This is a genomic window from Geomonas edaphica, from assembly GCF_004917075.1.
Classification (GTDB): domain Bacteria; phylum Desulfobacterota; class Desulfuromonadia; order Geobacterales; family Geobacteraceae; genus Geomonas; species Geomonas edaphica.
In genome coordinates this window covers 34,856-60,015 of the sequence record NZ_SSYB01000006.1, presented here as the reverse complement: position 1 = coordinate 60,015, position 25,160 = coordinate 34,856, and the positions used below count along the sequence as shown (strand labels likewise).

Genomic DNA, 25,160 nt, shown 5'->3' with positions numbered 1-25,160 from the left:
CGTCGCCGCGGGCGCTGAGCGCTCGGGGCCAGGGGCCACTATAGCGCAGGATGACACGACTTCCCAATGAAAATTTGCGGACCGGCGGCCTAACTAGGCCACGATGCTCCCCCCTCAGGTGAAGCCGGCGCCCACGGTGCAGGCGTAGCAGTGGTCGGCGGCGGGGATGGCCGTGCCCGGCGCGGGAAGCTCGGAGAGTTCTCGCAGGAGGCGCTCTTCTCCCCCCATGTTGATGCCGCGGGAGAGGTGAAAATCGCAGTCGTAGAGGCGCCCGGTCCAGTCGACGGAGAGCTGGCTGCGGCACATGACGCCGGAGACGGCGCACGGGTTGAAGCCGGAGGCGAGCTTGTCGAGGTAGGCGTCCAGGTTCCCCGAGCGCTCAAGGAAGAGGCGGAAGCGGCCGAGCGGCGCGTTGGCGAAGGTGTAGAGGTTGTGGAAGCTGACGCCGTACCTGCGCGCGAGATCGCGCCGGAACTTCTCCTGGGCCTGGAGCTGCGGCGGCGGGAGGAAGGCGCCCGAGGGGTTGCTGACGAGGTCGAGTTCGAGCGGGCTCCCCGGCATGCCGTAGCCGAGCGCGTTTAGGTGCGTGAGCGCCGCCATGCTCCGTTCCCAGACGCCGGCACCGCGCTGGGCGTCGGTCTGCGCCTGGTTGGCGGCGGGAAGCGAAGCGACAAGCGTGACGCCTAGGTCGCGGTAGAGCTCCATGAGGGGCTCACCCCGCTCCCCCTCAAGGACGACCAGGTTCGTGCGCACGATGAGCCTCGGGGTGTGAGGTGCCAGACCGCGTAAGAGGTAGGGGAGCTCCGGCACCAGTTCCGGGGCACCGCCGGTCACGTCGATCACGGCGAAGGGAAGGCGCGTGGCGGCGGCGATCACCTCGTCCATCACCGGGCGCGCCATCATCTCGCTGCGGGCCGGCCCCGCCTCGAGGTGACAGTGCCCGCAGGAGAGGTTGCAGACAAGGCCCACGTTCACCTGCAGTGCGTGGGTCTCGTCCCGCTCGAGGCGTAGCTCGTGGCGCGCGAGCCGTTGCCGGAAGCTCTCCGTCGCGGTGTTTTCCGTTGTCCCGGACATCCCGTCTCCTAGAGCGAAAGTTTTTCCGCGATCTTGCGCATCTGCACCCCGTGCACCAGAGAGGCGCCGCCGCGGATCGCGGTCACCACGTGCAGGGCCTCGGTCATCTCTCCCAGGTGCGATCCCTTCTCGAGGCAGGCCCTCGTGTAGGCGTCGATGCAGTAGGGGCACTGCACGGTGTGGGCGACGGCCAAGGCGATGAGGGCCTTTTCCCTTTCGGTTAGGTCACCTTCGGCGAAGACCTCGTTGTAGTAGTCGAAGAACTTCCCGGCCAGTTCCGGCGCGTCCTTGCCGATCTCGGCGAAGCTCCCGAGGTCCTTCGGGTCGTAGTAGGTTTCCATGGCGTTCTCCTTTTCTCATCGTGGGGTACGGACGTGGAAGCATATCGGAAACGGCGCCGCGGGTAAAGGGAAAGAGGGTACTCCCTCATGAGCGGACGCCTCGGTTAAAGTCCCGTAGTTTCTAGCCGGCGGGGGGATGAGCGGCGAGGGCAGCCGATATTCATGAAGAAAGTCGCTTGAAATGGCCCAAGTGGTCATTATACTTGTGCCGAATCAACCGACACTAGCGGGGGGAAGGCATGGAGAACGAAGGGAGAAGGAAGTTTCTCGGGGTCTGTGTGGCCGGCTGCACGGTCGCGGCCGCGGCTGCCGCCGGATACCCGGTGCTGCGCTACCTGGCACCCAGGTCCGGACAGGGAGGGGCGGCCAAACTGGTGATACCGGCCGGGGAGCTTAAGGAGGGGGACGCCAAGTTCTTCGAGTTCGCCGGGTCTTCCGCCGTCCTCATCAAGACGAACAGCGGCCAACTGGTCGCGCTCTCCGCGGTCTGTACCCATCTTGGCTGCATCGTGCAGTGGGTGAAGGAGAAGCAGCAGTTTCTCTGTCCCTGCCACGGCGGCCAGTTCTCCACCGACGGCACCGTGCTGGGGGGCCCTCCCCCGCGCCCGCTCGCGAAGATCCCGTTCACCGTCACCGAAGGTAACATCACCATCGGTTAACCCTTTCCGCTTACGGAGGCATCCATGTTAAACCGGCTGTACCGCTGGCTCGATCTGCGCTACGGGATCGGCGAGATCGCGGAAAAGGAGCTCACCGGCTACCTTCTGCCGCGCAACATCAACGAATGGTATTCCCTGGGGAGCGTCCTTTTGGTGATCTTCGCCATACAGGTCGTGACCGGCATGCTACTCATGATCTACTACGTGCCCGACGCGGACAAGGCGTTCAAGAGCGTCTCCTTCATCATGAACGAGGTCCCCTTCGGCTGGTTCATCCGCCTGTGTCACGCGGTGGGGTCGAACATGATGGTGGCGGTGCTCCTGCTGCACATGTTCTCCACGCTCATGATGGGAAGCTACAAGGCGCCGCGCGAGTTGAACTGGGTCACCGGCTTCACGCTCTTCGCCCTGGTGCAGGGGATCTCGCTTACCGGCTACCTCGCGCCCTGGAGCCAGCTCTCCTTCTGGGCCACGACGGTCGCCACCAACAGCGTCAGCGCCATCCCGGTCTTGGGCCCCACCCTGGTCGAGTTCCTGCGCGGCGGAAAGCTCGTGGGGCCGGCTACACTCGGGCGCTTCTTCGCCCTGCACGCGGCGGTCCTTCCCGTGGTGATCGCGGCGCTGATCGGGGCTCATCTCTTCTTCCTGAAGCGGACCGGCATCTCGGCGCCCCCTTTCGGAAAAGACGAGACGGCGAACCCGTTCGAGGCGCGCGAGTACCATTACCAGGGGCACCCGGGGGGGATCCCCTTCTTCCCGAACTACGCGCTGCAGGATCTCAGCTCGATCTCCATCTACTTCGCGGTGTTCCTCGCGGTGGTCTTTTTCTGGCCCAACATGCCGTTCACGCCGGACGCCTTCGTCCCGGCCGATCCCTTCAAGACCCCGGCGCACATAAAGCCCGAGTGGTACTTCCTGGCCAACTACCAGACCCTGAAGATCTTCCCGAGCGAGCTTCTGGGGCTCTCGGTGCAGGCGGCGGCGATGACATTTTTGGCGCTGCTCCCTTTCATCGACCGCTCTCCTGAGCGCCACCCCTTGAAGCGCCCGCTCTTTCTCACCCTGGTGATCGCCGGCATCCTGCTCTGGATCGCACTAAGCGTATGGGGGCACCTGTCATGATTCGGAAAAACATCCTGGCCATCCTGCTCCTAGCCCCGCTTCTCTTCCTGAAACCGGCCGCAGCTACAGCCTTGGAACAGCCGGAGACGGTCTGCATCCAGTGTCACGGCTCCATGCCGGACCGGCTCGGGGCGCCGGTGAACCTCTGGCGCGGCAGCATCCACGCGGAAAACGGCATCTCCTGCAACGGCTGTCACGGCGGCGACCCGAAGGACGCGGCGAACGCCATGAGCCCGCAGCGCGGCTTTTTGGGGGCTCCGAAGGAAAAGGACATCCCCGCCTTTTGCGGGCGCTGCCACCCCGGCGTCTACAAGGATTACCTGGCCAGCGCCCACGGCCGGGCTCTCGGCGCGGGGGGACCGACCTGTGTTACCTGTCACAGCAACCACCAGGTGGTGAAGGCGTCGCTCGCCCTCATCAACGAGAAGAGCTGCACCCGCTGCCACAGCTTCGAGAGGGCTAAGACGATTAGGGACGCCATGAGCGGGACCGAGGCGCGCATAGTCGGGATCTCGGGAAGGATCGCGCAGTTCCAGGTGAGCGGGGTGGATACCGAGAAGATGGGCAAGGCGCTCTTCTCGGTGAGAAACCGTTTCCACACCCTGTTCCACGACGTGGACGTGAACCGGGTGAAGAACGAGTCGGCGGCGATCAACAAGGAGCTCGACAAGCTGGACGCGGCGCTCAAGGTGATCGATGACGAGCATGCGCGCCGGCGCGTGGTGGGGGGGATCGCGGTGGCCTTTGCCGTACTGCTCGCGATCCTGTTCCATCTGATGAAGAAGACCTACGACTAGAGCTTTTTCAGCCCGAAGAGGAATTTGCGGTACTGGACCTCCCCCGCCTTGGTCAGCGGGTGCGTGATGCGCGCTATGGGTTGCGCGGCGGGGGGACCGTAGAGGGTGCCGGCGGGGACGTTGCGCGTGACGACGCTCCCCGCCACGACCACCGCCCCCGCGCCGATGGTGACCCCGTGCAGGATGGTGCAGTTGGGTCCGATGAAGGCGCCGTCCTCTATCACCACCCCTCCCTTCGCCTCTTCGGTGGCGCGGTCGCCCAGGTAGAAGTGGGCGAACACGGTGCAGCGAAGGCCGATGGTGACGTTGTCACCGATGACGATCTGCTCGGGGTGCTGGTCGTCCAGGTAGACGAGCTGGCTCAGCCAGACTTTTTTCCCCATACGCACCCCGCGCCGACGCTGCAGCCACGGGCGCAGCGTGTATCCCCCCGGGACCACCATCGCCAGCTTTCCGAGCACCCTCTGCAGGATCCCCAGCCCCATGATCGCCCCCTTAAGCCCCTGCTGCGGCACGGCCCCGTTTCATCTCGACAAACACCGCCACCCGGCGCACCGAGTCGAGGTTCTCCGGGGTGAGTTCCTCGTCGTCCACCGCGATCTGGTAGCGCTCCTGGAGGTAGCTGACCAGTTGCAGGATGCCGGTGGAGTCGACGATCCCTTCCCTGATGAAGGAGCTGTCGTCGGTAAGCCCCGCCTCATCCCCGAACAAAAAGTTGTCCACGACAAAGTTCCTGATCTCTTCGGCAACGCTCATGGTACGCCTCCTTTACCCCTTCGGGTCACAGCCACCCCACCTCCTCCATCAACAGTGGCGGCAGGTGCAGGTAACGGGTGGTCCTTCTCTTGGTTTCGATATCCTCGTAGACCATGCGCACCTGGTCCGGGGTGAGCCCTAGGACGGGTGCGACGGTTTCGGCCGCGACGCCGTGGTTTTTCCCCCAGAGGCAGAGGTCCATCTGTCGGTAGGGGAGCGAGAAGTAGAATTCGTCCTGCCCTTGGGCAAGCGAATAGGTGTCGGTGGTCGGCGCTCTCCGGCGGATCTCCTCGGGAACGCCCAGGTACTCAGCCATCTGGTACACCTGAGACTTGTAAAGGTGCGCGATCGGTTTCAGGTCGGCGGCGCCGTCCCCTAGCTTCACGAAGAAGCCCTGGTCGTACTCGAGCCGGTTCGGCGTGCCGGCGACGGCGAAGTTCAACCGGTCGGCGTGGTAGTACTCGAGCATCTTCCTCACGCGCTGCTTGAAGTTTGTGGCGGCGACGATCTGCAGGTAGGGCTCCAGGGGGAGGCGCACCGTGCGCTGCTCCCCCTTCTCGTCCTGCGTGACGAGGAAGAAGGTGGTGAAGCGCGGCTTGTCGGTTACCGCGGAGATGACGATCTTCGAGCTCCACCCCGGCCCGTACCCCGGCACCACCTGGCGCACCGCCTGGTCGTACTTCTCGTAGCAGCCGACGGCGTGCAGGATCCCGGAGATGTCCTCCACGCAGGTCGTTATCCCGAAGGTAGCCGCGAGCTTCCCGCTCAACGCGAGGGTCTCCGGGGCGGAGTGGCGCTCGGGCATCTCGAGCCCCACCACGCGCCTTGCACCGAGCGCCCGGACCGCAAGGGCGGCGGTCACGCTGCTGTCGATCCCGCCGGAAAGGGCCACCACCATCCCTCCCCGCTTGACCTCCCTGCGCATCAGTTCCCTGATCCTGGCACAGATCCGTTCCGCCTCCCGTTCTGGGTCGAGGCGGAGCACCTCGGGTGAAAACGTAGCTGTCGTCATAAACACCTTCCTGTCCGGTCCCTAAGGGGACCTAGCTGGTGGTCGATGGAGCCGCGCCGCAGATGACCAGGCATGAGGCCCGGTCCACCTTGCCGCTTGGGTGTTTGGGGAGCAGGGAGACGAGCCTTATCTCCGCCGGTATCTTGTGTCTCGGGAGTTTTGCGCGGCAATGGGCTAAAAGCGCAAGGTGGTCGGCGGCCCCTTCAAGCGGCGCGGCAAGTGCCACAAGCCTCGTCCCCAAAAGGGCGTCGTCCACACCGAGCACCGCCGTCTCCAGCAAAAGTCCGCTCGACATGAGCACCTCCTCGATCTCCTGCGGGTCGACGCGGTGCCCACCCACCTTGAGCAGGTGGTCCTTCCTGCCGGTCACGTAGAGGTAGCCGTCGCCGTCGCGGTAACCCATGTCCCCGGTGTGGTAGCCGTTTCGGTCTAGGACGCGCGCCGTTCCCTCCATGTCTCCCCAGTACCCGAGCATGATGTTGGGGCCTGAGGCGACCAGTTCGCCGCTTTCCCCCTCGGGAAGCTCCTCGCCGGACGGGCCGAGGACGCGGACCGTCACCCCGGGGATCGCTTTTCCGATGGAGCCGATCTTCTCGGCGAGCCGCTCCGGCTCGACGTAGGTGAGGCGCGCCGCGGCCTCGGTCGCCCCGTACATGACGAAGAGCTTCGTGTGCGCCGGCAGGACCTGCATGAGCCGCTCCTTGATCTCGCGCGCCATGTGCCCTCCCGCCTGGGTGCAGTAGCGCAGGGCTGAGAGCCGCTCCCGGAAGGAGGCGAGCGGCGAGCGGTGCAGAAGGTAGGCGTAGGTGGAGGGGACGCCGGAAAAGCCGGTTACCCCCTCCTCGGCCATCTGCCGCAGCACCGAGGCGCTGTAGGCGAAGTTGTTGTTGATCACCACCGTCCCCCCGACGGCCACGTGCGTGTTGAGGAGCGATTTCCCCATGACGTAGAAGAAGGGGAGCACCACCATCTGGACGTCGTCCTCGGTGAGGTGCAGGTATTCGACGATGGAGCGGGTGTTGCTCACGATGTTCGCGTGCGAAAGCATCACCCCCTTAGGGACCCCCGTGGAGCCGGAGGTGTAGATGATGCTGGCTAAGGAGGTATCGGCGACGGGGCGACCTTCCGGTGGGAGTTCCTCCCCCTTCAGGGCCTGATCCCACCCCCAGGCGCCCCCCTCCCCCGCCGGGGCCGCCGCGTCGGCGAAGAGAACGAAACGGACCGAGGGGAGAAATTGGGGCGGGGTGCGCAGCAGGGTACCCTCCCGCTCCATGATGATGCCTGCAGGCTGCAGTTCCTCGCAAAGACGCGCGAGCGCCTCGGGCCTGGTCTGAAGGTTCAGCGGCACCGCGACCGCCCCCGCCTTCAGGATGCCGTAGTAGCTCGCCACGTACTGGACGCCGTTGTCCAGAAGCAGAACGATGCGGTCTCCCGGCAGCACCCCGCGCTCCACCAGGAAGGCGGCCAGGCGGGACGCGGCACGATCGAGCCGACGGTAGGTGACCCGCTCGCCGTCGTGGACGAGGGCCACCTTGTCCGGGCGGAGCGACGCGCTGTTCTCCAGGAAATGGTGCACGCAACCGTTCATGGTTTCTCCTTTAAAGCATTAGGCCTTACCCGCAGGGGCGCCCCCCCCCCTTTCCGCCCCAGGGGGGTGCATACCAGGTCCGGACGCACGACGGGCACCCCTTTCCAGGAGGAGGCAGCGACGAACTGGCGGTGCAGTATTTCGGTGGTGACGATCCCCATGAGGGCCATGTTGTCGAATTCACCGGCCGGGACGGAGAGCACCTTGCGAAAAAGGCGCCCAACCCGCTCCGGATCGAAGTAGCCGCTTGCCTTAAGGCTCGCCGTGCTCAGGAGTTCTTCCACGTAATCCGCCGCGGCCAGGGTGAAAAGGGAGCGGACCGGCGCACGGTAGGGCTGCTTCGCCCTTTTCAAGATCCTCTCGGGCAAAAGATCGCGGCAGGCCTTTTTCAGGAAGTACTTCTCGGCGAGCCCTCGCATCTTCCAATGCGGAGGGAGCCTGAAGGCGGACTCGATCACCCGGTAGTCGAGGAACGGGTGGCGCATCTCCACCGAGTGGGCCATGGCGACGCGGTCTCCCTGCGCGGAGAGGAGAAAGCCCGCGAGGAAGAGTTCGATCTCGAGGACTTGGGCGCGGCTGAAAAAGTCGCGCCCGGCGAACCCATCCGGGAGCAGGTGTACAAGTTCCTCACGCGGATCGTACCCCTCGAGCTGCTCGCGGACCCCCTTCGAAATGAACGTGAGGTTTCTCGCACCTCCCCCCCAGCGCACCGCATGCGAGAAGAAGGGATCATCCAACTGCCTCGGGTCGACGGCGAAGAACTCCCGCAGGAACTGGCGCCCGCGAGAGGGGTCGCGGAACACGTAAGGGTAGAGCCGCTCGAGAAGGCGCGGGCGCAGCGACGAACCGGGAAGGCGCCCCCACCACTGCCTGATCTTCGCCTCTTTGAAGATGTTATACCCCCCGAGCATCTCGTCCGCCCCCTCTCCGGAGAGGACCACCTTGTACCCCTCCTCGCGGACCAGGCTGGAAAGGAGGTACATCGGGACCGGAGAAGTGCGCAGGGTCGGCTGTTCGCAGTGCCAGACCGTCTCGGGCAGAAGCGTCCGGATCTGCGCGTCTTCGACGAGGACACGCCGGTGGTCCGTCCCCAGACGGGTCACCATCTCGTCCTGCGCGGAGCTCTCGTCGAAGGCGGGGTCGGCGAAACCAAGCGAGAAGGTCTTAAGACGGCTCTTGCAGTGGCGTGCGATGAGGGCGGCGATGATGGAGGAGTCGAGCCCGCCGGAGAGATAGGCGCCCACCGGGACGTCGGCACGCAGCCTCAGACGGACCGCGTCGTCAAGGAGCGCGGCGAAGGAGTCCGCAGCCTCGGCAAGCTCCCCCCGGGGGATCTCCTGCTCGCAAAAGTGGGGGATGCGCCAGTAGGAAACGGGGGCGGAGCGCCTGCCGGCGACGCGCAGGTAGTGCCCCGGGGGGAGCGCCTCGACCCCCTGGAAGAAGGTCCGCCCCGGTAGGGTGCTCCAGAAGACGAAGAGCTGGCTGAGCGCCTGCGCGTCGAGCTCGCGCCTGCCGGCGACGGCGAGGATCGCCTTGATCTCAGAGGCGAAGAGGAGCCGGCCGTCGGGGGTAAAGGTGTAGTAGAGCGGCCGGACGCCGACGCGGTCCCGGGCGAGGAAAAGCTCCCCCTTTACGGCATCCCAGATGGCGAAGGCGAACTGGCCGTTGATCCTGTCGAGGCAGGCGGGGCCGTACTCTTCGTAAAGGTGCAGCAGCACCTCGGTGTCGGTGCGGGTGGTGAAGCGGTGCCCCCGGGCGAGGAGGTCCTCCTTCAGCTCGAGGTAGTTGTAGGCCTCACCGTTGTAGACGATCCAGAGCGTGCCGGTCTCGTTGCCGATCGGCTGCGTTCCGCCGTCGATACCGATGATGCTGAGGCGTAGGTGCCCAAGCCCAGCGCGGGTATCGAGGTATACCCCAGACTCGTCCGGTCCCCGATGGCGCAGCGGCGAGATCATCGCCACCACCTGCTCCAGGCTTGGGGCTTCGGCTTCTTTCAGATTAACGATGCCTGCAATCCCGCACACTTGGTTCCTCCCAAGCCACCCACGCCCTCCGGGCGGCGCAAAACCATGAAACTATACCAATGAAGCCTCTTGAAGCAATGCGTTTTTTGGCACGGAATCTCGGGCGTACCGTCAGTGAAAGCCTGACGGCGCAGCATGCGGTGCGTGAAACAGGACGGGAATAGCGGCGCAACATAGAAGGGGCAGCGGTCACGACCACTGCCCCTTCACTTTTCCCGTTTGTCCTGCACTGATCCTCTTACCGGGGAGGGGAGCACATCAACGCCGCGGGGAAGCATCATCCCATGTGCCGGTAACCGAGCTCTCCAAGGGCCCTCAGCATCCCCCCCGGCAGCTTCTTCAAGAGTGCGCTGTAGTTCCACCCCTCGGCGTCCGGCCCGCAAAAGCCCCCCTTGCGGAAATCATAGCGGTGGTACCTGAGTTCGCTCCTGACCCCGCCCCAGCCGTCCTTGAAGTGAATCAGGCCGCTGTTGTCCGGATCGGTCCGGCCAAGGCTCAGGTTGTCGAAGCCTTTTTGCGCACATCTGATGATCATCTCCCAGAAAAGCAGGTTGTTGGCGCGCAGCCCCTGGTACCTCTCGTCCGAGGCACCGTACTTGTAGATGGCGTTACTGCCATAGTGAAGGCAGATGGCCCCGGCGACGGCGGTCCCTGCATGATAGGCGAGGGCGGCGAACCCGAGCCCTCTGCCGATCAGATGCCGATGCAGGTTGACGAAGTAGCTCCTGGGCTGTGGGGGGACCCCCTGACGTTTCCTTGTCAGGCAGTGCAGCTTGTAGTAGGTCAGAACGCCTGCAAGGTCCAGATGGAACTGGACACGCACCCCTTCCTTAAGCGCCTTCCTGATCCCCCTCGCCGTGCTCTTTCTCACCCTCGCGAACATCTCGTCGGTATCCCGGCAAAGGGCAAGGGTATGATTCACGAAGCATCGGCTTGCCACCTCACCCTCCAGGAAGCGCTCCCCCCTGAACTCGAGATAGCGCCACTTCCGCTTTCTGCCGTGGGCCAGTGCGGCCTGCAAAAGCGCCTGGAACTCCTCCTGCCTGTCGGCCACTGCGCCGCAAGTATCGGAAAAACAGAGGGAGACGCCGCGTCTTCCCGTGATGAGGCTGTCCACCTCCATCAAGGGAAGACACGCGGCAACCTCCCATGCATTGTTCAAAAGCAGGTAGGCGGGACGAAAGCGGTAGGAATCGGCGAGCAGCCGCGCCCACGCGGAACAGTGGAACACGGTGCTCGCCCGACGGCTGCCGACCCATGTGTCATATACATCATCACTGCGGGGATCGATAACGTGGAGATCGTTAAGGTGCATCACTGATCCGCCTTACTTCTTGGCAGATGTATTGAATCTGGTGTTCCGTCAGCTCAGGGAACATGGGTAGCGACAGCAGTTCAGCGGCACAGCACTCGGCAAAGGGAAAGCTCCCCGGAGCCTTTCCGCTTGCGCTGTAAGCCTCCTGCAGGTGGATGGGAACCGGGTAGTGCACGCCGCACTCTATGCCGCTTGCGTGGAGCGCTTCTTTCATCTGTTCCCGGTTCGGGGTCCTAACTGCAAAGACGTGATAGACGTGACGGGCGTAATCCATCTCCTGCGGCGTTTTTACCGCCGTGATCCCCGAAAGGTCCTTGCGGTACCACTGGGCGTGGTCGCGGCGCCTGGCGTTCCACCCTTCCAGGTACTTCAGCTTGACGCTCAGCACCGCGCCCTGGATGCCGTCCATGCGGCCGTTCATCCCGATCACTTTGTGGTAGTACTTGCGCGACTGGCCGTGGTCGCGCAGCATCCTGATCCGGCGCGCGAGCTGTTCGTCGGCGGTGACCACCCCACCGGCCTCGCCGTATGCGCCGAGGTTCTTGCCGGGGTAGAAGCTGAAGCAGGCGGCATGCCCCAAGGAGCCCGCGCGCCGCCCCTTGTACTCGGCACCGTGGGCCTGGCAGGCATCCTCGATGACCGCGAGGCCGTGCCGGTCGGCGATGGCTAAGATCGGATCCATGTCCGCGGTCTGGCCGTAGAGGTGCACCGGGATGACGGCCTTTGTCCTCGTGGTGATGGCATTCTCCAATAGGGCCGGATCCATGGTGTAGCTTTTCTGGTCGATGTCGACGAAAACAGGGGTCGCGCCGCACAGGGTGATTGCTTCCGCCGTAGCGATGAAGCTGTTCGGGACCGTGATGACCTCGTCCCCCGCTCCGATGCCGAGGCCTAGCAGCACAAGCCAAAGTGCCTCAGTGCCGCTACCCACCCCCGCCGCGTACCTGCTCCCGCAGAAGGCGGCGAACTCCTCCTCGAACTTTTCGACATAGGGGCCTCCGGAGAAGGCGCAGTTGGCCATGACCTCGCCTATCGACTGCTGCACCTCATCCGCTATGGCGTCATACTGGGCTTTGAGATTGAGAAATGGCACTTTCATCTGAGTTCTCCTTCGGGATGTACCGCAACACCCGGGCCGGATTTCCGGCGACTATGCTGTAAGGCTCCACGTTCTTCGTGACGACGCTGCCGGCGCCGACGATGGCATTTTCGCCCACCGTTACGCCGCACAGGATTGTTGAGCTGGAACCTATGGAGGCGTTTTTCCTGATCACGGTTTTGACCACGCTCCAGTCCGATTCCAGTTGCAGTTCCCCCGAAGCTGTGGTGGCCTTGGGATAAAGGTCGTTGATGAAGGTCACGTTGTGACCGATGAAGACATTCTCCTCGATCTCAATCCCTTCACAGATAAAGCTGTGGCTCGATATCTTGCAGTTCTTGCCGATCTCGGCGTTCTTCTGGATCTCCACGAAGGCGCCAATCTTCGAGTTGTCACCGATGGTGCAGCCGTAGAGGTTGATGAACTTCCCAAGTTTCACGTTCTGCCCGAGCTTTACGTCAGGTGCCACTGCCGCGAAATTTTCCACCATAGCGTTCTCCTTTCCAGGGTGCGGGCGCCGACTCCTTCCCGTCAGTTTAGCCGCACGAGCACGCCACCGCCGGCTAACGACTTCTTGATCGCCTCGAGGATGCGGACCACCCGCAACCCGGCGTGGCCGTCGTTTTTCGGGGTGACGTTGTTGTTTATGCAATCTATGAAATAGGATGTTTCGCCCTGCAGCGCCTCGACCTGGGTAACGCGCGGGGCCCACATGTCGCCGCTGCGGTAGCTGAGCCGCAGCCCATACGCCTTCTCCTTGGACTCCATGTTAAGGCTGTCAAGGCCGTCCACCCCTTTATCGTAAACACGTATCTTCTCGTCACTCACCAGGTCGTTCCAGACCAGCATCTTCTTCTGTCCGCCGATCAAGGTCGTCCTGATCTTTACCGGCGACAGCCAGTTCACGTTCAGGTGCGCGATGACGTTGCCGGGGAAGTAGATGGTGATGTAGGCTACGTCCTCGAGGTCGTTTCTGAAGTGTGCGATGCCGGTGGCGGTCACCGCGATGGGCTCCATACGCAGGAGATGGTCCATGATGGAAAGGTCATGCGGGGCGAGATCCCACACCACGTTCACGTCCTTCTGGAAGAGCCCGAGGTTCACCCTTATCGAATCAAAGTAGTAGAGGTCCCCGAGGATACCGTCGTCGATCAACTCCTTGATCTTCTTCACCGCGCCGGTGAAGAGAAAGGTGTGATCCACCATGATCTTCAGGTTTCTGCGCTCGGCGAGCTCGATAAGCTTTTCCGCCTCGGCTACCGAGGCCGTGAACGGTTTTTCGATGAAGATGTGCTTCCCGTTCGCGAGCGCCTTGCGGGCGATCTCGAAGTGCGACGAAACGGGTGTAACGACCGCCACGACGTCGATATCCTTGGCACTAAGAAGCCTGTCGCATTCGCGCTCAGTCCGGACTCCGGGATAGCTTGCGGCTGCCCGCAGCAGGGACTTCTCGTCCGCATCGCTTATGGCGACGACCCTGGCGCCCGGGGTCGTGTTGAAGTTCCGTGCGACGTTGGGCCCCCAATAGCCGAATCCTACTATGCCGACGTTGATCATAGCTCCCACCCTGAATGTTGAAGCGCTAGTAAGCCCCCCTGCACCTCAGTACGGCCATGGGGGTCATGAGGAGGATCTTCAAGTCCAGCAGCACGTTCCAGTTCCTTAGATACCGAAGGTCGAGCCGCACCATCTCATCGAAATTCGTCGAGCTTCTGCCGCTTACCTGCCAGGCGCCGGTGATGCCGGGTTTTTTCCCGATCAGGCGGTTGCGCTGCCAGCCGCGATAGTTCTCGACCTCGTAGTGGATCGGCGGCCGCGGCCCTACCAGAGACATCTCCCCCTTCAGCACGTTGAAAAGCTGCGGCAGTTCGTCCAGGCTGTACGCCCTCAGAAACCTGCCGACGCCGGTTACACGGGGATCGCTGGTGATCTTGTACACGGTGTCCTCGCCGGCATCGATCCTCCCCTCGATCAGTTCCTTCACGAACTCCCGGTGGATGGCGTCGTCCCGGTTCACGTGCATGCTTCTGAACTTCAACAGCTTGAACCGGGCACCGTTCAGCCCATAGCGCTCCTGGACGAAGAAGACAGGCCCCTCCGAACCGAGCCTGATGGCGAGGGGGGCCAGGAGAAAGATAGGGCTCAGCAGCAGTAACGCCGTGAGGCTTCCGACCAGGTCGAGGGCCCGCTTGGCGAGCGCCCCGGGCGTCTTGGCCATGGCGGTAGCGTTTACCTCCGGGAAAAAGAGCAGGTCGAAGGCGGCGCCGTCCCCCCCCGATTCGGGGTAAAGCCTGAAGGTGACCACCATGCGACTCGCCGCCTCCTCGCCGAAGCAGCTACGCAGCATCCCGATCACCTTGTTGCCGACGCACCGCTCCGCCTCTTTCACTTTGTCCGCGGCCACCTCGGCTAGGATCGCGCCGGCCGCCCTCCCCTCCAGTGCCCCGCAGATGTCGGTCTCCCTCAGGCAGCCGGGAAGCTCCTTGGCCAGCCGGCCAAGGAATGCGGCGGGGTCATCGTCAAAGCCGCCTCCGGCAGTCACCACCATGACAAGAAGCGGCTTACCCGCTCTTTCAGCGCGTTTTCGTTCCTGGCTGAGCTTTTGGCGGAAGCTCTCAACGTCATGAAAGCCGTGACCGAAGCAGTCTGTACTACCTGCGCGGCGCTCGCACAGCATGCGCCACCAGGAAAGTTTTTTTGTCCATTGACCGTCCATGTGCAGCTCCGAAAGAACCAGATACAGCCGGTGCAGTTTCAATGACAGCGTCCAACCGGTATCATTAATTTTTTCCAACCGTGCAAGTATAGTGAGGCGCTTCACCATGTCAAGGCGCCCGTCGCTGGGCTACAGGAACTGCATCTTGCGCTTGAACCCGGGCTTCAGCAGGATGGTCCGGTTCTGCAACATCTCCAGATCCCCCTCCTGCGTCAGCCGCTGCAAAAGCCTCGTCACCGTCTCCCGGGATACCGACGTGTAACCCGCCAGCTCCTTGTGGGTGAGTCGAAGGGCGATCACCACGCCGCGGGAGTCCGGCACGCCGTGCAGCAGGCTCAGGTGGTTCAGTATGGAGCGCAGCCTCTGCTCCGCATCCGGCAGGGTGATCGCCTTCAGTACCAGCTGCGCCTCGCGCAGGCGCTGACAAAGCATCGCGACCAACTGGAGCAGGACCTTATCGTTGCCGAGGAAGAAGGTGTCGAAGGTTTCCTTAGAGATAAGCCCTATCTCAGTGTCCTCCATGGCGATCACCGTGGCCGGCGCGGTCTTCGCGTCGAGGAGCGCCATCTCCCCGAAGACGTCGCCGCGCTTGTGCAAGGCAAGGATGCGCTCTGTCCCCTCTCCCCCGAGGTGGACCACGCGGACCTTCCCGCTGAAAACGACATACATGAAGTTGGCGGTGTCCTCTTCGAGAAGGACGATCTGGTTTTTGTGGAACTTCTTCTCGAGGATCCTGCGCTGCACCTCGTCGAACTCCCCCTCGTCCAGGTGCGAGAACAGCGCGATCGACCTGAGCAGTCTCGCGTGGCCGGTCAATTCCCCTTCCGTTCCCGATTTCTTCAACGTGCACCCCCAGATGGGTGATGATCTCACCTTGACAGGCGCAGCACCGAAGTGGCGACCTTGCGAAAGGCCGCGTCGAACTCTTCCGGCTCCGCCGAAAAGTATGTGCCGCTTGGCTGGTTCGCGTTGTAGGTATCCACCCCGTTCACGTTCGCCAGCCGCCTCATGATGTTCTCCCCCTTTTCGTTGTTGCCGTACGACGGGCAGGCAGCCTCGATCTCGCTGAGCTTGGAGCCGCGCCCGATGACGTGGATGGTGATCGGGTACCCCTGCAAACCCGATTCGCCGCGCGCCGCGTCGGCCACGTTCTCGGCCATGTTGCGCGCCGCGCGGTCGACGTTGCACTTTTGCTCATCGAAGCTGTTCGCCACGGTGAGAAGCTCCCGCGCTGCGTTGAAGCTTTTAACGAGCACGGTCCCGCTCCAGTCCATCTCTGGTAGCGTGTTCAGGGACAGGGCCGAGCGCCGCAGCGGCGAGCTCACCTCGTCCCTTTGGTAGAGCGGGTAGAGGCCGCCGTCCTGTGAGGAAAGGGCTCCTACAGCCTCCCCTGTGCCGGTTTCGAAGCGAGCGACCATGCCGTTGGGCGCGCCGGCGGCAAAGAGGACGATGATGCGCCGCTTCGATTGCCTGGGCTTCGGCAAGGAGTCCAGTTGCGCCTTGGCAACCCGGAGCGCTTCCTCCACCACAGCGTACCCCGGCTCCCGTGCTTCCGGACCGGCGAGATAATCCTGCATCCTTCTCAGGTCGAAACCGCGTTTTTCCCTGATCCTGAACTCGTCCCGTGCCTCGACCCCGTTTGCAAAACGGATCAAGCCGACGCGGTCTGACTCAGGGTTGAAGTTTCCCAGAAACCTGCCTGCCGCGGCTTTTGCCGCCTCTAGCGCCTGGTCGCCCGGTCTTTCCGGGGTTGCCAGCACGAGTACCAGGTCCACGGGGGAAAGCGTCGTAGTTGCACTCGCGCTGACTACGAATTGCCTCGTCCCCACCGCCTTGGCGAAGTACGAGGGGAGCATCGCCGTGGCGCTCACCGTTACGTGCCAGGATTGGTCCTCTTCCGTGACGACAGTGGTCGGAGCGACAACCTGTGCGCCCAAAAGGCCATCAGGGTAGTTAGCGGCAAAGAACCTGGCGGCTTCCGCACCAGCAGTCACCTCCCCCTGGGGGGCCACCTTACCGGCGGCGAGCGCTGCGGCGTCGACCGCCGCTCTCAATTTCGTCTTCACCAGGTAGGCCATGCCGACGTCTATGGCCAGCCCGATCATCGCCAGGAGAAACGTCGCTGTGAGGACGAACGCGACGAGCACCTGCCCCTTCTCCCTGCCTGCAGGCTCTTTCATGTCCCCTCCGTACCGTCAGAAGACGGTCCTCGCGTAGAACTGCTTGTCCAGCGTCACCATGCTCCCGGAAAAAAGACTCCGGTACTCGTAGAAAACCTCCACGACGAAAACCCTCTCCCCGTTCCCCAGCTTCAGCGCGTCCAGGCCCAACGCCTGTGGGTGCGCCCCACCCGGCGTGTAGGTTCCAATCCTGCTGTCGACCCTCAGGGCCCCTTTATTCCACGCCTCCTGCGCCTGGATGGTGTCCCCCTGCACCTCGGTGATGTACATCATCCCCCTTTGCGCCATGTCCAGCGGCTGGGCGGTGGCCGCCAGGAGATCCATGATCCCCTGCAGATCCGGTAGCGTCCCCGGAGCGGGGCGGGCAGCGAGGTTGGCCCCCTCGCGGCTCACGTTTGATATCACGGTGTTGGCGCGGATAGCGCAGGAGAAATCGTAGATCGCCAGCAGCACCAGCCCGAAAACGAGCAGCAGCAGGGCAAGCTCGACGCAGGCCTGACCACGCGCCCGGTTCCAGCTCCCCCCGGGCCTCATTATTTCCCCTCCTTAAGGGGGAAGTCCTCGTTTCTCATGGTTGATCTAGCGGTGAAGGTGTAGGTAGGGCCGAAGACCGGCCTGAGGACCGGCGTCAGCAGCGGACAGGTATAGGTGAGGCTTACCATGATGAGCCGGTTCGGCTCACCGGGGTCTCCCCCATCTTCGACCGGGGCACCGGTGTAGTTGGCAAAGGCCAGGACATCACGGGGAAGCACGCTCACCTTCGGGTCCTTCGGGTTATGGAGGTTGCGGTCGTAGAGCCCCATGGACTGTTCCCTAATCTTGGCGATAAGAGCCGCCCTGCGCGAGGGTGCCCCATCGCTGGAGCCAGTAACGGCGAGCCGCGCCCCCTCTCTTACCGCGTGCTGCATGGTGAGGTTTGCGTAAAAAATCCACCCCAGATCGATGACCGCGAACCCCAGCAGGGAAACGATCACAACCACCAGCGCGAGCTCCACCAACGCCTGCCCCCTTTTATCGTTCCGCATAAGAAAGCTCCTTGCGCGCCGCGATTGCCGGCACCCTCCGGACAAAACAGGCACCAGTATAGGTTAGAGACCTCCAATTTCAAGCCGGCCGGAAGGCAAAAAAGGGCCATCCTCAATTAACGGAGAGAGGCCACCCGGAATTCCTCGGGCCCCTAAAAAAATCGCTTGCACAATCGTTCCGCCGTCGTAGTATTTTAAAGTTTTTTAATTTCCAGCAAAATTTAATGATTGTTACGAGTCATGATCACTAACAACCCGCATGACCACACATATCCTGAGTTGAAATAACTGTTTGAATCAGAACAACTAGGAATCATCACCGGTACTGCATCCAATCAAATCAGTTGTGCAAACAACATCACCGCGATGTTGTACTGAAGTCCGGGTGGTAGATACTCCAACAGCAGCCACGAAAAGGGAGGTCAACATGTCTGTAAAAGCGAAAGTATCAAGCAAGATGAAGTGTCTGTTCAAAAGCATCAGTGGGCAGGGGTTGGTCGAGTACGCTCTGATACTGGTGCTCATCGCGATCGTAGTGATGGTTGCGGTGAGAACCCTCGGCAGAACGACCAGCACCGTGTTCACGGACGTCAACACCAACCTGAGTGCCCGCTGAAACGGCTCCGTGGGGCCACCTGCGCGCGCACTCCGCCGCAGGTGGCCCCTGGCATCGCCTTCTTAAGGGCGCCTCCCCTCTGATCCAGCACCCCCGCATGTGGCTGCCGGCGCACGTGAACGAGGAGGAAACGTATGACCCGCCCAAACACTGTCGCAGTGGTCTCGGTATTCGCTTTGCTGTTCGCCGTGGCCGCGGCCTGGCTCTCCTACACCTACCTGCAAAAGGAAATGGCTACCTTCAAGGCGGTCCAACCGCAAAGGATCGTCGTCGCCGCGACGGACATCCCGGTCGGGTCCACAATCAAGGAGGCGCAGCTTAAGGTAACGAGCTGGCCCAAAGACAGCATCCCCCCCGGAAGCAGCCGTGAGCCGGAGCCCCTGGTGAACCGGGTGGCGGTTCGACCGATCAACGGCGGCGACGCCGTCACCGAGGCGAAACTAAAGCCCTGCTCCGGCGCCCCCGGGAGCGGTTTCATGACCTACGTGGTGCCGCAGGGGCACCGCGCCGTCACCGTCGCTGTTAATGAAGTAGCGGGGGTCGCGGGGTTTCTCACCCCGAGCGACCGGGTCGACGTCGTCGTGACCATGCCCCTGCCGGAAAACGAAAGAGACAGCATCAGTAGAATCGTCCTCGAGAATGCCCCCGTGCTTGCCACCGGCCAGATCACCGACCAGAAGGGGGGAAAGCCCGTGGTGGTGCCGACCGTCACCCTCGACCTAACGCCGGAGGATTCGGAAAAGCTGGTGCTTTCTGCGAGCAAGGGGTCACTGCAGCTGCTGCTTCGAAACATCTCCGACAGCGCCCCTGTTGCCTCCCGTGGGATCACCGTATCCAGGCTTCTCGGGGTGCAGGCCGCCCGCACGCCGCAACCGGTGGCAAACCGCGCCCCCTTGACACGCCCGAAACGGGAGGCAAAGCCGACGCTGGGGGCCTCCTACACCCTGGTGATCGTCAGGGGATCAGAGAAGTCTTCACGACAATACCCCGAGTAAAAGTGCCGATAAAATGACCGCTTCCGCATCGGACGAGGTGACCCATGACGTTTCTCCGCGCCCTTAAAAGCCTTGCGTTTGCCGTGACACTGCTGATGGCAACACTCCCCCCCCAAGCGGCCTCGGCCGGGGTCCCGACCACGGTGATCGTCAACAAGGGGGTTGTGCTGACGCTGAAGCAGCCGGCAACCTATATCACCATCACCGACCGCGACATCATCGACGTCCCCGATCCCCCGCGACGCAACCAGATCCTCATCAACGGCAAGAAGATCGGCAACACCAACCTGGTCGTGTGGGAGCAAAACAGCGACAAGCCCATCTTCTTCGACGTGAGCGTGGTCGGGGACCGGGAAGGTATCGAGTCGCTCCTTGAGGAGTGGGCTCCCGACGACGACATCAACGTGCAGTTTGCCCGGGACACTCTTGTCCTCTCCGGGAGCGTTGCCAGCGAAGCCACCCTGAAGAGGGCGGAGGAGATCGCGAAGGCGTACGCACCAAAGGTGCTGAACCACCTCACCGTCGAGCCTCCCGCGCAGGTGCTGCTACAGGTCAAGGTGGCGCAGGTGGATCGCACCTCGCTCAAGCAGTTAGGCATCAGTGCCATGGTCAAAGGGACCAGCGCCGAGGGGTTCTTGAACCTCATCGCGGCACCAAGCAGCACGAGTTCCTCCGCGGGGCTCAAGGGGATAGCCGGCTCGGTCCCAGCACTCACCTCGTTCGACCCTCTGGACCCGTTCACCGTCGGGGTCTCCTACTTCCCGGCCGGTATCGGGGCGGTGCTGCAGGCGCTTAGCAGCAAGGGGCTCGCAAAGATCCTCGCCGAGCCGAACCTCCTGGTGAAGAGCGGACAGGAAGGGGATTTCCTGGCAGGGAGCAAGATCCCGTACAACGTAGTGGTGAGTACCGGCGGGACCGCCACCACCTCCATCGTCTTCGAAACGGTCGGGGTGAAGCTGAGGTTCAAACCCGAGGTGCTGCCAAGCGGTCTCATCAACCTGAAGATCGACCCGGCCGAGGTGAGCAGCATCGCCGGAACGCTCGCCGTGAATGGCTACCCCATCATCGACACGCGTGACGTACGCACCAGCGTCGAGCTGCGCGAGGGGGAGAGCCTGGTCCTCGCGGGGCTGCTTCAGGAAGAACAGGTGAGGAACATGTCAAAGATTCCGCTCCTTGGGGACATCCCGATCCTCGGCGCACTGTTTCGGGCCACGGACAAGGAGATGAGAGAAAAAGACCTCGTATTCTTCATCACGCCTAAGATCGTGCAACCTACGCCTCCGGGGGAGGCCACCGTGCTCCCCACGGACCGGGTGAAACCGGGAGAAAAACGGGAGTTCGACTGGATACCTAAGACACACTAGCGGCGGTGGCCGGTTGCGGACATGTGACACCGGGGAAGGCCCGGTGAAGGGGCTCAAGATGACTGCCGAGTTTTCCATTGCCATCATCGACGAGGACAGCGCGGCCCGAGAGGCGCTCCAGTCTTCCTTGAAGATGTACGCCGACGCGATCACCGTCGCGGGAACCGTCGAGCATGCCACGAGGGAGACCTCGCTTTCCAAGGGGGTCCCAAACGTCGTGTTCCTCGGGGTCGGGACGGTCGAGAAGGGGATCCGGGACATCCGCGCCATCACCGCGCGGTTCCCTAGGGCCTCGGTCATCGCCTGTTCGGCCGAGAAGAGCGTCGAGGGGTTTATGGCGCTCATGCGCGCCGGTGCGGTGGAATACCTGCTGCGCCCCATAGCACCCGAGGAACTGGACCAGTCCATGCGGAAGGTAGGGCGCCTGCTTTTCCCGGTCGCCCCCCAGGCGACCCCAGCAGGGGAGATCATCGTCGTCTACAACCCGATCGGGGGCATGGGGACCACCACCATCGCGGTCAACCTCGCCGCGGCGCTAGCCGAGGACGGCGCCAAAGTCGCCATGGTGGACTTGAACCTGGAGGCCGGCGACGTCAGCACCTTCCTGAACGTGAACCCCGCCTACACCCTTAGCAGCGTCACGAGCAACATGGAGCGCCTCGACGCCGAGTTCCTCATGGGGGTGATGACGCGCCACAGCTCCGGCCCCTACATCCTCACCGAACCGCTGGAGGTGGACGAGGCGGTCTCCATCACACCCGAGCAGGTGCAGCGCGTGCTGGAACTATTGCGCGGGATCTTCTCCTATGTCGTGGTCGATGCGGTGGGGCTTTTGGCCGGCTGCAACTCCTCCATCCTTTCCAGCGCCAACCTCATCCTCTTCACCACGACCCTGAGCCTCCCCGCCCTCAAACACACCAAGCGCTACATAGCCGCCATGGAGGCGAGGGGGCTGGGAAGCGACCGAGTGAAGCTCGTCATCAACCGGTACCTCCCAAGGGCGGACATCCAGCTCAAAGACGCTGAAAAGGTACTGGGCATCCCGGTGTTCCAGGCCATCCCCAACGAGTACGGCGACGTGGTCGCCTCGATAAACAAAGGGATCCCGGTCGTCAAGCTGCTGCCAAAGTCACCGGTCAGCAGGGCGATAAAGGGGCTAGCCGAGCGCGTCAGGCGCTAGGGCGCCGGGCTCTAGCGCCTGAACGCGGCTAGGGTGCCGAAAGGGGGGAGCTATGCTGTTGGACGACCCGCTTAGGAAGGCAGGCGAAGACGCCGTCATGGCGGATGACGATCAGTTGAAGGAGATGAAAACCCGCATCCACCGGCGCCTGATCGATACCATCGACCTCGCTAAGATGGACCTGATGAGAAGCTGCGAGATGACGGAGCAGATCCGCGGCATCATCGAGACGCTCATCACCGGGGAGGGGATCCCCCTGAACCAGAAGGAGCGGGACCGGCTGGTCCGTGAAATCCAGCACGAAACCTTCGGCCTCGGGCCGCTCGAGCCTCTGCTCGCCGACGACAGGATCTCCGACATCCTCGTCAACAACAGCTCCAGCGTCTACATCGAGCGGGAGGGAAGGCTCTTTCGGACACCGGTACGCTTCCGGGACAACGCGCACCTGATGCAGATCATAGAGCGCATCGTCTCAAAGGTGGGAAGGCGCATCGACGAATCCTCCCCCTACGTCGACGCGAGGCTTCCCGACGGCTCCCGGGTGAACGCCATCATCCCCCCGCTCGCCCTGGACGGACCGGTCCTCTCTATCCGCCGCTTCGGCCGCGACCCCCTCACCATGAAAGACCTGGTACAGCTGGAAACGGTCGACGAGCGCATGGCGCAGCTTCTCGAGGCGGCGGTGCAGACGCGCCTCAACATCCTCGTCTCGGGCGGGACCGGGACCGGGAAGACCACCCTTTTGAACGTCCTCTCCGCCTTCATCCCGGAAGGCGAGCGCGTGGTAACCATCGAGGACTCGGCCGAGCTGAAGCTCAAGCAGGAACACGTGGTGCGCCTGGAGACGAGGCTGCCGAACCTCGAGGGACGGGGCGAGGTGACCTCGCGCGACCTTTTGCGTAACGCCCTCAGGATGCGGCCGGACCGAATCATCATCGGCGAGGTGCGCGGCGCCGAGGCGCTCGACCTTTTGCAGGCGATGAACACCGGGCACGACGGCTCACTCTCCACCGTCCACTCGAACACGCCCCGGGACGCCCTCTCCCGGCTGGAAACCATGGTGCTCATGTCAGGCGTCGAGCTTCCCGAGCGGGCCGTGAAGGAACAGCTCGCCTCGGCCCTGAACCTCGTGCTGCAGCTCGTGCGCTTCTCTGACGGCACCCGTAAGGTGATGAAGCTCTCGGAGATCACCGGGATGGAGGGGAACACCATCGTAATGCACGACGTGATGGTCTTCCAGCAGCAGGGGATCGACCGGGAGGGAAGGGTCGTCGGGGAGTTCGTCACCACCGGCGTCCGTCCCCTCTTCGCCGAACGGTTCCGGCTTTTCGGCATCGAGCTCCCCCAGGCCATGTTCTAGCCCCAGGAGACGGTCATGCTCATCCCCATCGTCACCTTCGTTTTCCTCACAGCCCTCTTCTCCTTCGGCGCCGCCTGCCTCTACCTCGTGCAGCGAAGCGCATCGCCACGCACCGAGCTGAAAAGGCGGCTACAGCAACTGGCAGGGACGGACCGGGAGCTCCCTCCGGAACTGCAGGCACGCCTCACCGAGCAGGCCCGCCGTGCCGGAGCCCTCGTGACCGGTACGCCACTCGCGCGCAGCATCGTCAAAAGGCTTGAGCTTGCGGGGATGTCAATCCCGCCCGCTTCGGTACTTGCGGCAAGTGCCCTGACCGTGGTCGTCGCGGGAGCGGCAACGGCGCTCGTGACCGGACAGGCGGCACCCGCAGCAGCGGCGGCAGCGGCCGTCATCGGCACCATGGAGATCGCGCTTCGCTTGAGGATCTCGCGCCGGCGCGAACGCTTCACCGAGCTTTTACCCGACGCGCTTACCATGATCGCCCGCTCGCTACGCGCCGGGCACTCCCTCGCCGTCGCGGTGCAGCTCGTGGCCGAGGAAATCCCCCCTCCGGTCGGCCCCCTCTTCAGGACGGCGCACGAGCAACAGCAGCTCGGGCTTAGGATGGTGGATGCCCTCACCGCGATGAACGAACGGGTGGAAAGCCCCGACCTCAGGTTCTTCACCACCATGGTGACCATCAACGCCGAGATCGGCGGCAACCTCGCCGAGCTTCTGGACAAACTCGCCGGCACCATACGGGAGCGGCTGAAGATCAGACGTCAGGTAAGGGTCTACACCGCACAGGGGAGGATGTCGGGCTACGTACTGGGAGCCCTCCCCCTGATCGCCTTCCTGGTCTTCAACAGCACCAGTCCCGAGTACGAGTCGGCGCTTTTGAAAGAGCCGACCGGTCTGATCATCCTGTTGCTCGCGGCGCTGCTGAAGCTCGTCGGGCTTGCCGTCATCAGGAAGATCATCAACATCCGCATCTAGAGGTGCACCATGCTCTACCTCATCTCCTTCACCGTGTTCTGCACCGCGCTTTTTCTGTGTGCCGCCCTGTACGGCGTCCTCACCCGGCGGAGCACCGTCGCCCAGCGTCTCTCCGCTTTTTTCCCGGCGGGGCATAAGCCGGGAGCTGCCAGGGAGTCCGCATCGGGCGCTTGGGCCGGGAAACTGAGCCGCATCGGTGAACGGGTGAAGCTCCCAAAGGAAGAGAACTCCCGTTATCGCAAGGCGCTGGTTGCGGCCGGACTGCGCAGGGACACCCTGCATGCCTTCATCGGGAGCAAGCTGCTGCTCGCCTTATTACTACCGCTTCCCTACCTGCTCCTGGCGGCCGCCCCCGGCCAAGACTATTTCAGCGCCAACACCTTGCTCATCACCTCCGCATTGACCGTTTGCGGATACCTCCTGCCCAGCTTATGGCTAAAGCGACGGGTGAAGCACCGCCAGGAGGCGATATTCCACGCCCTGCCCGACCTGCTCGACCTGGTAACCCTTTGCGTTGAGGCGGGGCTCAGCATGGACGCGGCGCTGCTTAGGGCCTCAGAGACCCCGCAGTTCGACAACAACCCGCTCACCGCGGAGATCCGGCAGGTGACCATGGAAACCCGCGCCGGCAAACCCCGCATGGAGGCCCTCAAGGACATGGCGTTGCGGACCATGGTGGATGACCTTAGGTCCTTCGCCACCATGCTCGCCCAGACCGAGCGGTTCGGCACCGGGCTCGGCCAGGCGCTGCGCACCTTTTCCGACGACCTCAGGACCAGGCGGCGTCAGATGGCGGAGGAGGAGGCGGCGAAGACAACAGTAAAGCTCATCTTCCCGCTTGTCTTCGCCATTTTCCCGGCGCTGCTGGTGGTCGTACTCGGACCGGCCGTGATGCAGATAGCAAAGGTGTTCAAGTAAGCGCACGGTGCGCGAAACCGGAGCCCAATCCCACCCTGAAG

General features: G+C 63.2%; 26 protein-coding genes. 10 read left to right on the top strand and 16 right to left on the bottom strand.

Translation table 11 applies throughout. The features are described 5' to 3' along the window. Positions 1-114: 114 nt before the first annotated feature. Positions 115-1,074 (bottom strand): arsenosugar biosynthesis radical SAM (seleno)protein ArsS, encoded by a 960-nt coding sequence (gene arsS / locus E8K79_RS18780; RefSeq protein WP_136516084.1) that lies wholly within the window; start codon positions 1,072-1,074, stop codon positions 115-117. Positions 1,075-1,082: 8 nt separating this feature from the next. Continuing rightward, entirely contained in the window at positions 1,083-1,415 is a 333-nt protein-coding gene (locus E8K79_RS18775) for an arsenosugar biosynthesis-associated peroxidase-like protein (RefSeq protein ID WP_135872495.1), read from the bottom strand. A 239-nt stretch (positions 1,416-1,654) separates the two neighbouring features. Between E8K79_RS18775 and E8K79_RS18770 the strand changes: the two genes are divergently transcribed. From E8K79_RS18770 to E8K79_RS18760, 3 genes are read left to right on the top strand one after another with little or no spacing between them, the layout of a single operon-like run. Beyond that, positions 1,655-2,074, top strand: a complete 420-nt coding sequence (locus E8K79_RS18770) for a QcrA and Rieske domain-containing protein (protein ID WP_135872493.1) — start codon at positions 1,655-1,657, stop codon at positions 2,072-2,074. A 24-nt stretch (positions 2,075-2,098) separates the two neighbouring features. Next, complete coding sequence (locus tag E8K79_RS18765) at positions 2,099-3,196, top strand: cytochrome b (protein ID WP_136516083.1); 1,098 nt, start codon at positions 2,099-2,101, stop codon at positions 3,194-3,196. After that, complete coding sequence (locus E8K79_RS18760; RefSeq protein ID WP_136516082.1) at positions 3,193-3,993, top strand: cytochrome c3 family protein; 801 nt, start codon at positions 3,193-3,195, stop codon at positions 3,991-3,993. The genes E8K79_RS18765 and E8K79_RS18760 overlap by 4 nt, the downstream gene beginning before the upstream one ends. Here E8K79_RS18760 and E8K79_RS18755 read toward each other — a convergent pair. The 14 genes from E8K79_RS18755 to E8K79_RS18690 form a co-directional block, all read right to left on the bottom strand. Continuing rightward, positions 3,990-4,478, bottom strand: coding sequence for an acyltransferase (locus tag E8K79_RS18755; protein WP_136516081.1), 489 nt, complete (start codon positions 4,476-4,478; stop codon positions 3,990-3,992). The two genes, E8K79_RS18760 and E8K79_RS18755, sit on opposite strands and share 4 nt — an antisense overlap. A gap of 10 nt (positions 4,479-4,488) precedes the next feature. Then, entirely contained in the window at positions 4,489-4,749 is a 261-nt protein-coding gene (locus E8K79_RS18750) for an acyl carrier protein (RefSeq protein ID WP_136516080.1), read from the bottom strand. A gap of 25 nt (positions 4,750-4,774) precedes the next feature. Further along, positions 4,775-5,761 (bottom strand): NAD(+) synthase, encoded by a 987-nt coding sequence (nadE, locus tag E8K79_RS18745; RefSeq protein ID WP_136516079.1) that lies wholly within the window; start codon positions 5,759-5,761, stop codon positions 4,775-4,777. A gap of 31 nt (positions 5,762-5,792) precedes the next feature. Beyond that, entirely contained in the window at positions 5,793-7,349 is a 1,557-nt protein-coding gene (locus tag E8K79_RS18740; protein ID WP_136516078.1) for a class I adenylate-forming enzyme family protein, read from the bottom strand. Then, on the bottom strand, positions 7,346-9,373 hold the full coding sequence (gene asnB, locus E8K79_RS18735; protein WP_136516077.1) for an asparagine synthase (glutamine-hydrolyzing): 2,028 nt from the start codon (positions 9,371-9,373) through the stop codon (positions 7,346-7,348). The genes E8K79_RS18740 and asnB overlap by 4 nt, the downstream gene beginning before the upstream one ends. A 277-nt stretch (positions 9,374-9,650) precedes the next feature. Beyond that, positions 9,651-10,688 carry a lipid II:glycine glycyltransferase FemX gene (locus E8K79_RS18730; RefSeq protein ID WP_136516076.1) on the bottom strand — a complete coding sequence of 346 codons (1,038 nt, stop codon included), beginning with the start codon at positions 10,686-10,688 and terminating at the stop codon, positions 9,651-9,653. Next, complete coding sequence (locus E8K79_RS18725; protein WP_136516075.1) at positions 10,678-11,787, bottom strand: DegT/DnrJ/EryC1/StrS family aminotransferase; 1,110 nt, start codon at positions 11,785-11,787, stop codon at positions 10,678-10,680. Before E8K79_RS18725 ends, E8K79_RS18730 begins: the two co-directional genes overlap by 11 nt. Further along, entirely contained in the window at positions 11,750-12,277 is a 528-nt protein-coding gene (locus E8K79_RS18720; RefSeq protein WP_136516074.1) for an acyltransferase, read from the bottom strand. The genes E8K79_RS18725 and E8K79_RS18720 overlap by 38 nt, the downstream gene beginning before the upstream one ends. A gap of 41 nt (positions 12,278-12,318) precedes the next feature. Then, entirely contained in the window at positions 12,319-13,344 is a 1,026-nt protein-coding gene (locus E8K79_RS18715; protein WP_136516073.1) for a Gfo/Idh/MocA family protein, read from the bottom strand. A 25-nt stretch (positions 13,345-13,369) separates the two neighbouring features. Continuing rightward, positions 13,370-14,503, bottom strand: a complete 1,134-nt coding sequence (locus tag E8K79_RS18710) for a sugar transferase (RefSeq protein WP_136516072.1) — start codon at positions 14,501-14,503, stop codon at positions 13,370-13,372. A 129-nt stretch (positions 14,504-14,632) separates the two neighbouring features. After that, positions 14,633-15,346, bottom strand: coding sequence for a Crp/Fnr family transcriptional regulator (locus E8K79_RS18705; protein WP_136516071.1), 714 nt, complete (start codon positions 15,344-15,346; stop codon positions 14,633-14,635). A 26-nt stretch (positions 15,347-15,372) separates the two neighbouring features. Then, positions 15,373-16,683: a pilus assembly protein TadG-related protein gene (locus E8K79_RS18700; protein ID WP_136516070.1), complete on the bottom strand. Its 1,311-nt coding sequence runs from the start codon at positions 16,681-16,683 to the stop codon at positions 15,373-15,375. Between the two features lie 15 nt (positions 16,684-16,698). Then, entirely contained in the window at positions 16,699-17,217 is a 519-nt protein-coding gene (locus tag E8K79_RS18695) for a TadE/TadG family type IV pilus assembly protein (RefSeq protein ID WP_136516069.1), read from the bottom strand. Beyond that, positions 17,217-17,708, bottom strand: a complete 492-nt coding sequence (locus tag E8K79_RS18690) for a TadE/TadG family type IV pilus assembly protein (protein ID WP_135872464.1) — start codon at positions 17,706-17,708, stop codon at positions 17,217-17,219. The genes E8K79_RS18695 and E8K79_RS18690 overlap by 1 nt, the downstream gene beginning before the upstream one ends. A 427-nt stretch (positions 17,709-18,135) precedes the next feature. Here E8K79_RS18690 and E8K79_RS18685 point away from each other — a divergent pair, with 427 nt between their 5' ends. The 7 genes from E8K79_RS18685 to E8K79_RS18655 all read left to right on the top strand — a co-directional run bounded on the left by E8K79_RS18685 (position 18,136) and on the right by E8K79_RS18655 (position 25,119). Continuing rightward, positions 18,136-18,324 (top strand): Flp family type IVb pilin, encoded by a 189-nt coding sequence (locus tag E8K79_RS18685; RefSeq protein WP_198419477.1) that lies wholly within the window; start codon positions 18,136-18,138, stop codon positions 18,322-18,324. 134 nt (positions 18,325-18,458) lie between these two features. Next, complete coding sequence (cpaB, locus tag E8K79_RS18680; RefSeq protein ID WP_136516068.1) at positions 18,459-19,319, top strand: Flp pilus assembly protein CpaB; 861 nt, start codon at positions 18,459-18,461, stop codon at positions 19,317-19,319. A 44-nt stretch (positions 19,320-19,363) separates the two neighbouring features. Further along, the gene (locus E8K79_RS18675) at positions 19,364-20,686 is read left to right on the top strand and encodes a type II and III secretion system protein family protein (protein ID WP_136516067.1); all 1,323 of its coding nucleotides are present in this window, start codon (positions 19,364-19,366) and stop codon (positions 20,684-20,686) included. Positions 20,687-20,744: 58 nt separating this feature from the next. Next, positions 20,745-21,866: a nucleotide-binding protein gene (locus E8K79_RS18670; RefSeq protein WP_136516066.1), complete on the top strand. Its 1,122-nt coding sequence runs from the start codon at positions 20,745-20,747 to the stop codon at positions 21,864-21,866. A gap of 52 nt (positions 21,867-21,918) precedes the next feature. Further along, entirely contained in the window at positions 21,919-23,226 is a 1,308-nt protein-coding gene (locus tag E8K79_RS18665) for a CpaF family protein (protein WP_136516065.1), read from the top strand. Positions 23,227-23,241: 15 nt separating this feature from the next. After that, positions 23,242-24,201: a type II secretion system F family protein gene (locus E8K79_RS18660; RefSeq protein ID WP_136516064.1), complete on the top strand. Its 960-nt coding sequence runs from the start codon at positions 23,242-23,244 to the stop codon at positions 24,199-24,201. A 9-nt stretch (positions 24,202-24,210) separates the two neighbouring features. After that, the gene (locus tag E8K79_RS18655) at positions 24,211-25,119 is read left to right on the top strand and encodes a type II secretion system F family protein (RefSeq protein WP_136516063.1); all 909 of its coding nucleotides are present in this window, start codon (positions 24,211-24,213) and stop codon (positions 25,117-25,119) included. Positions 25,120-25,160: the final 41 nt, after the last annotated feature.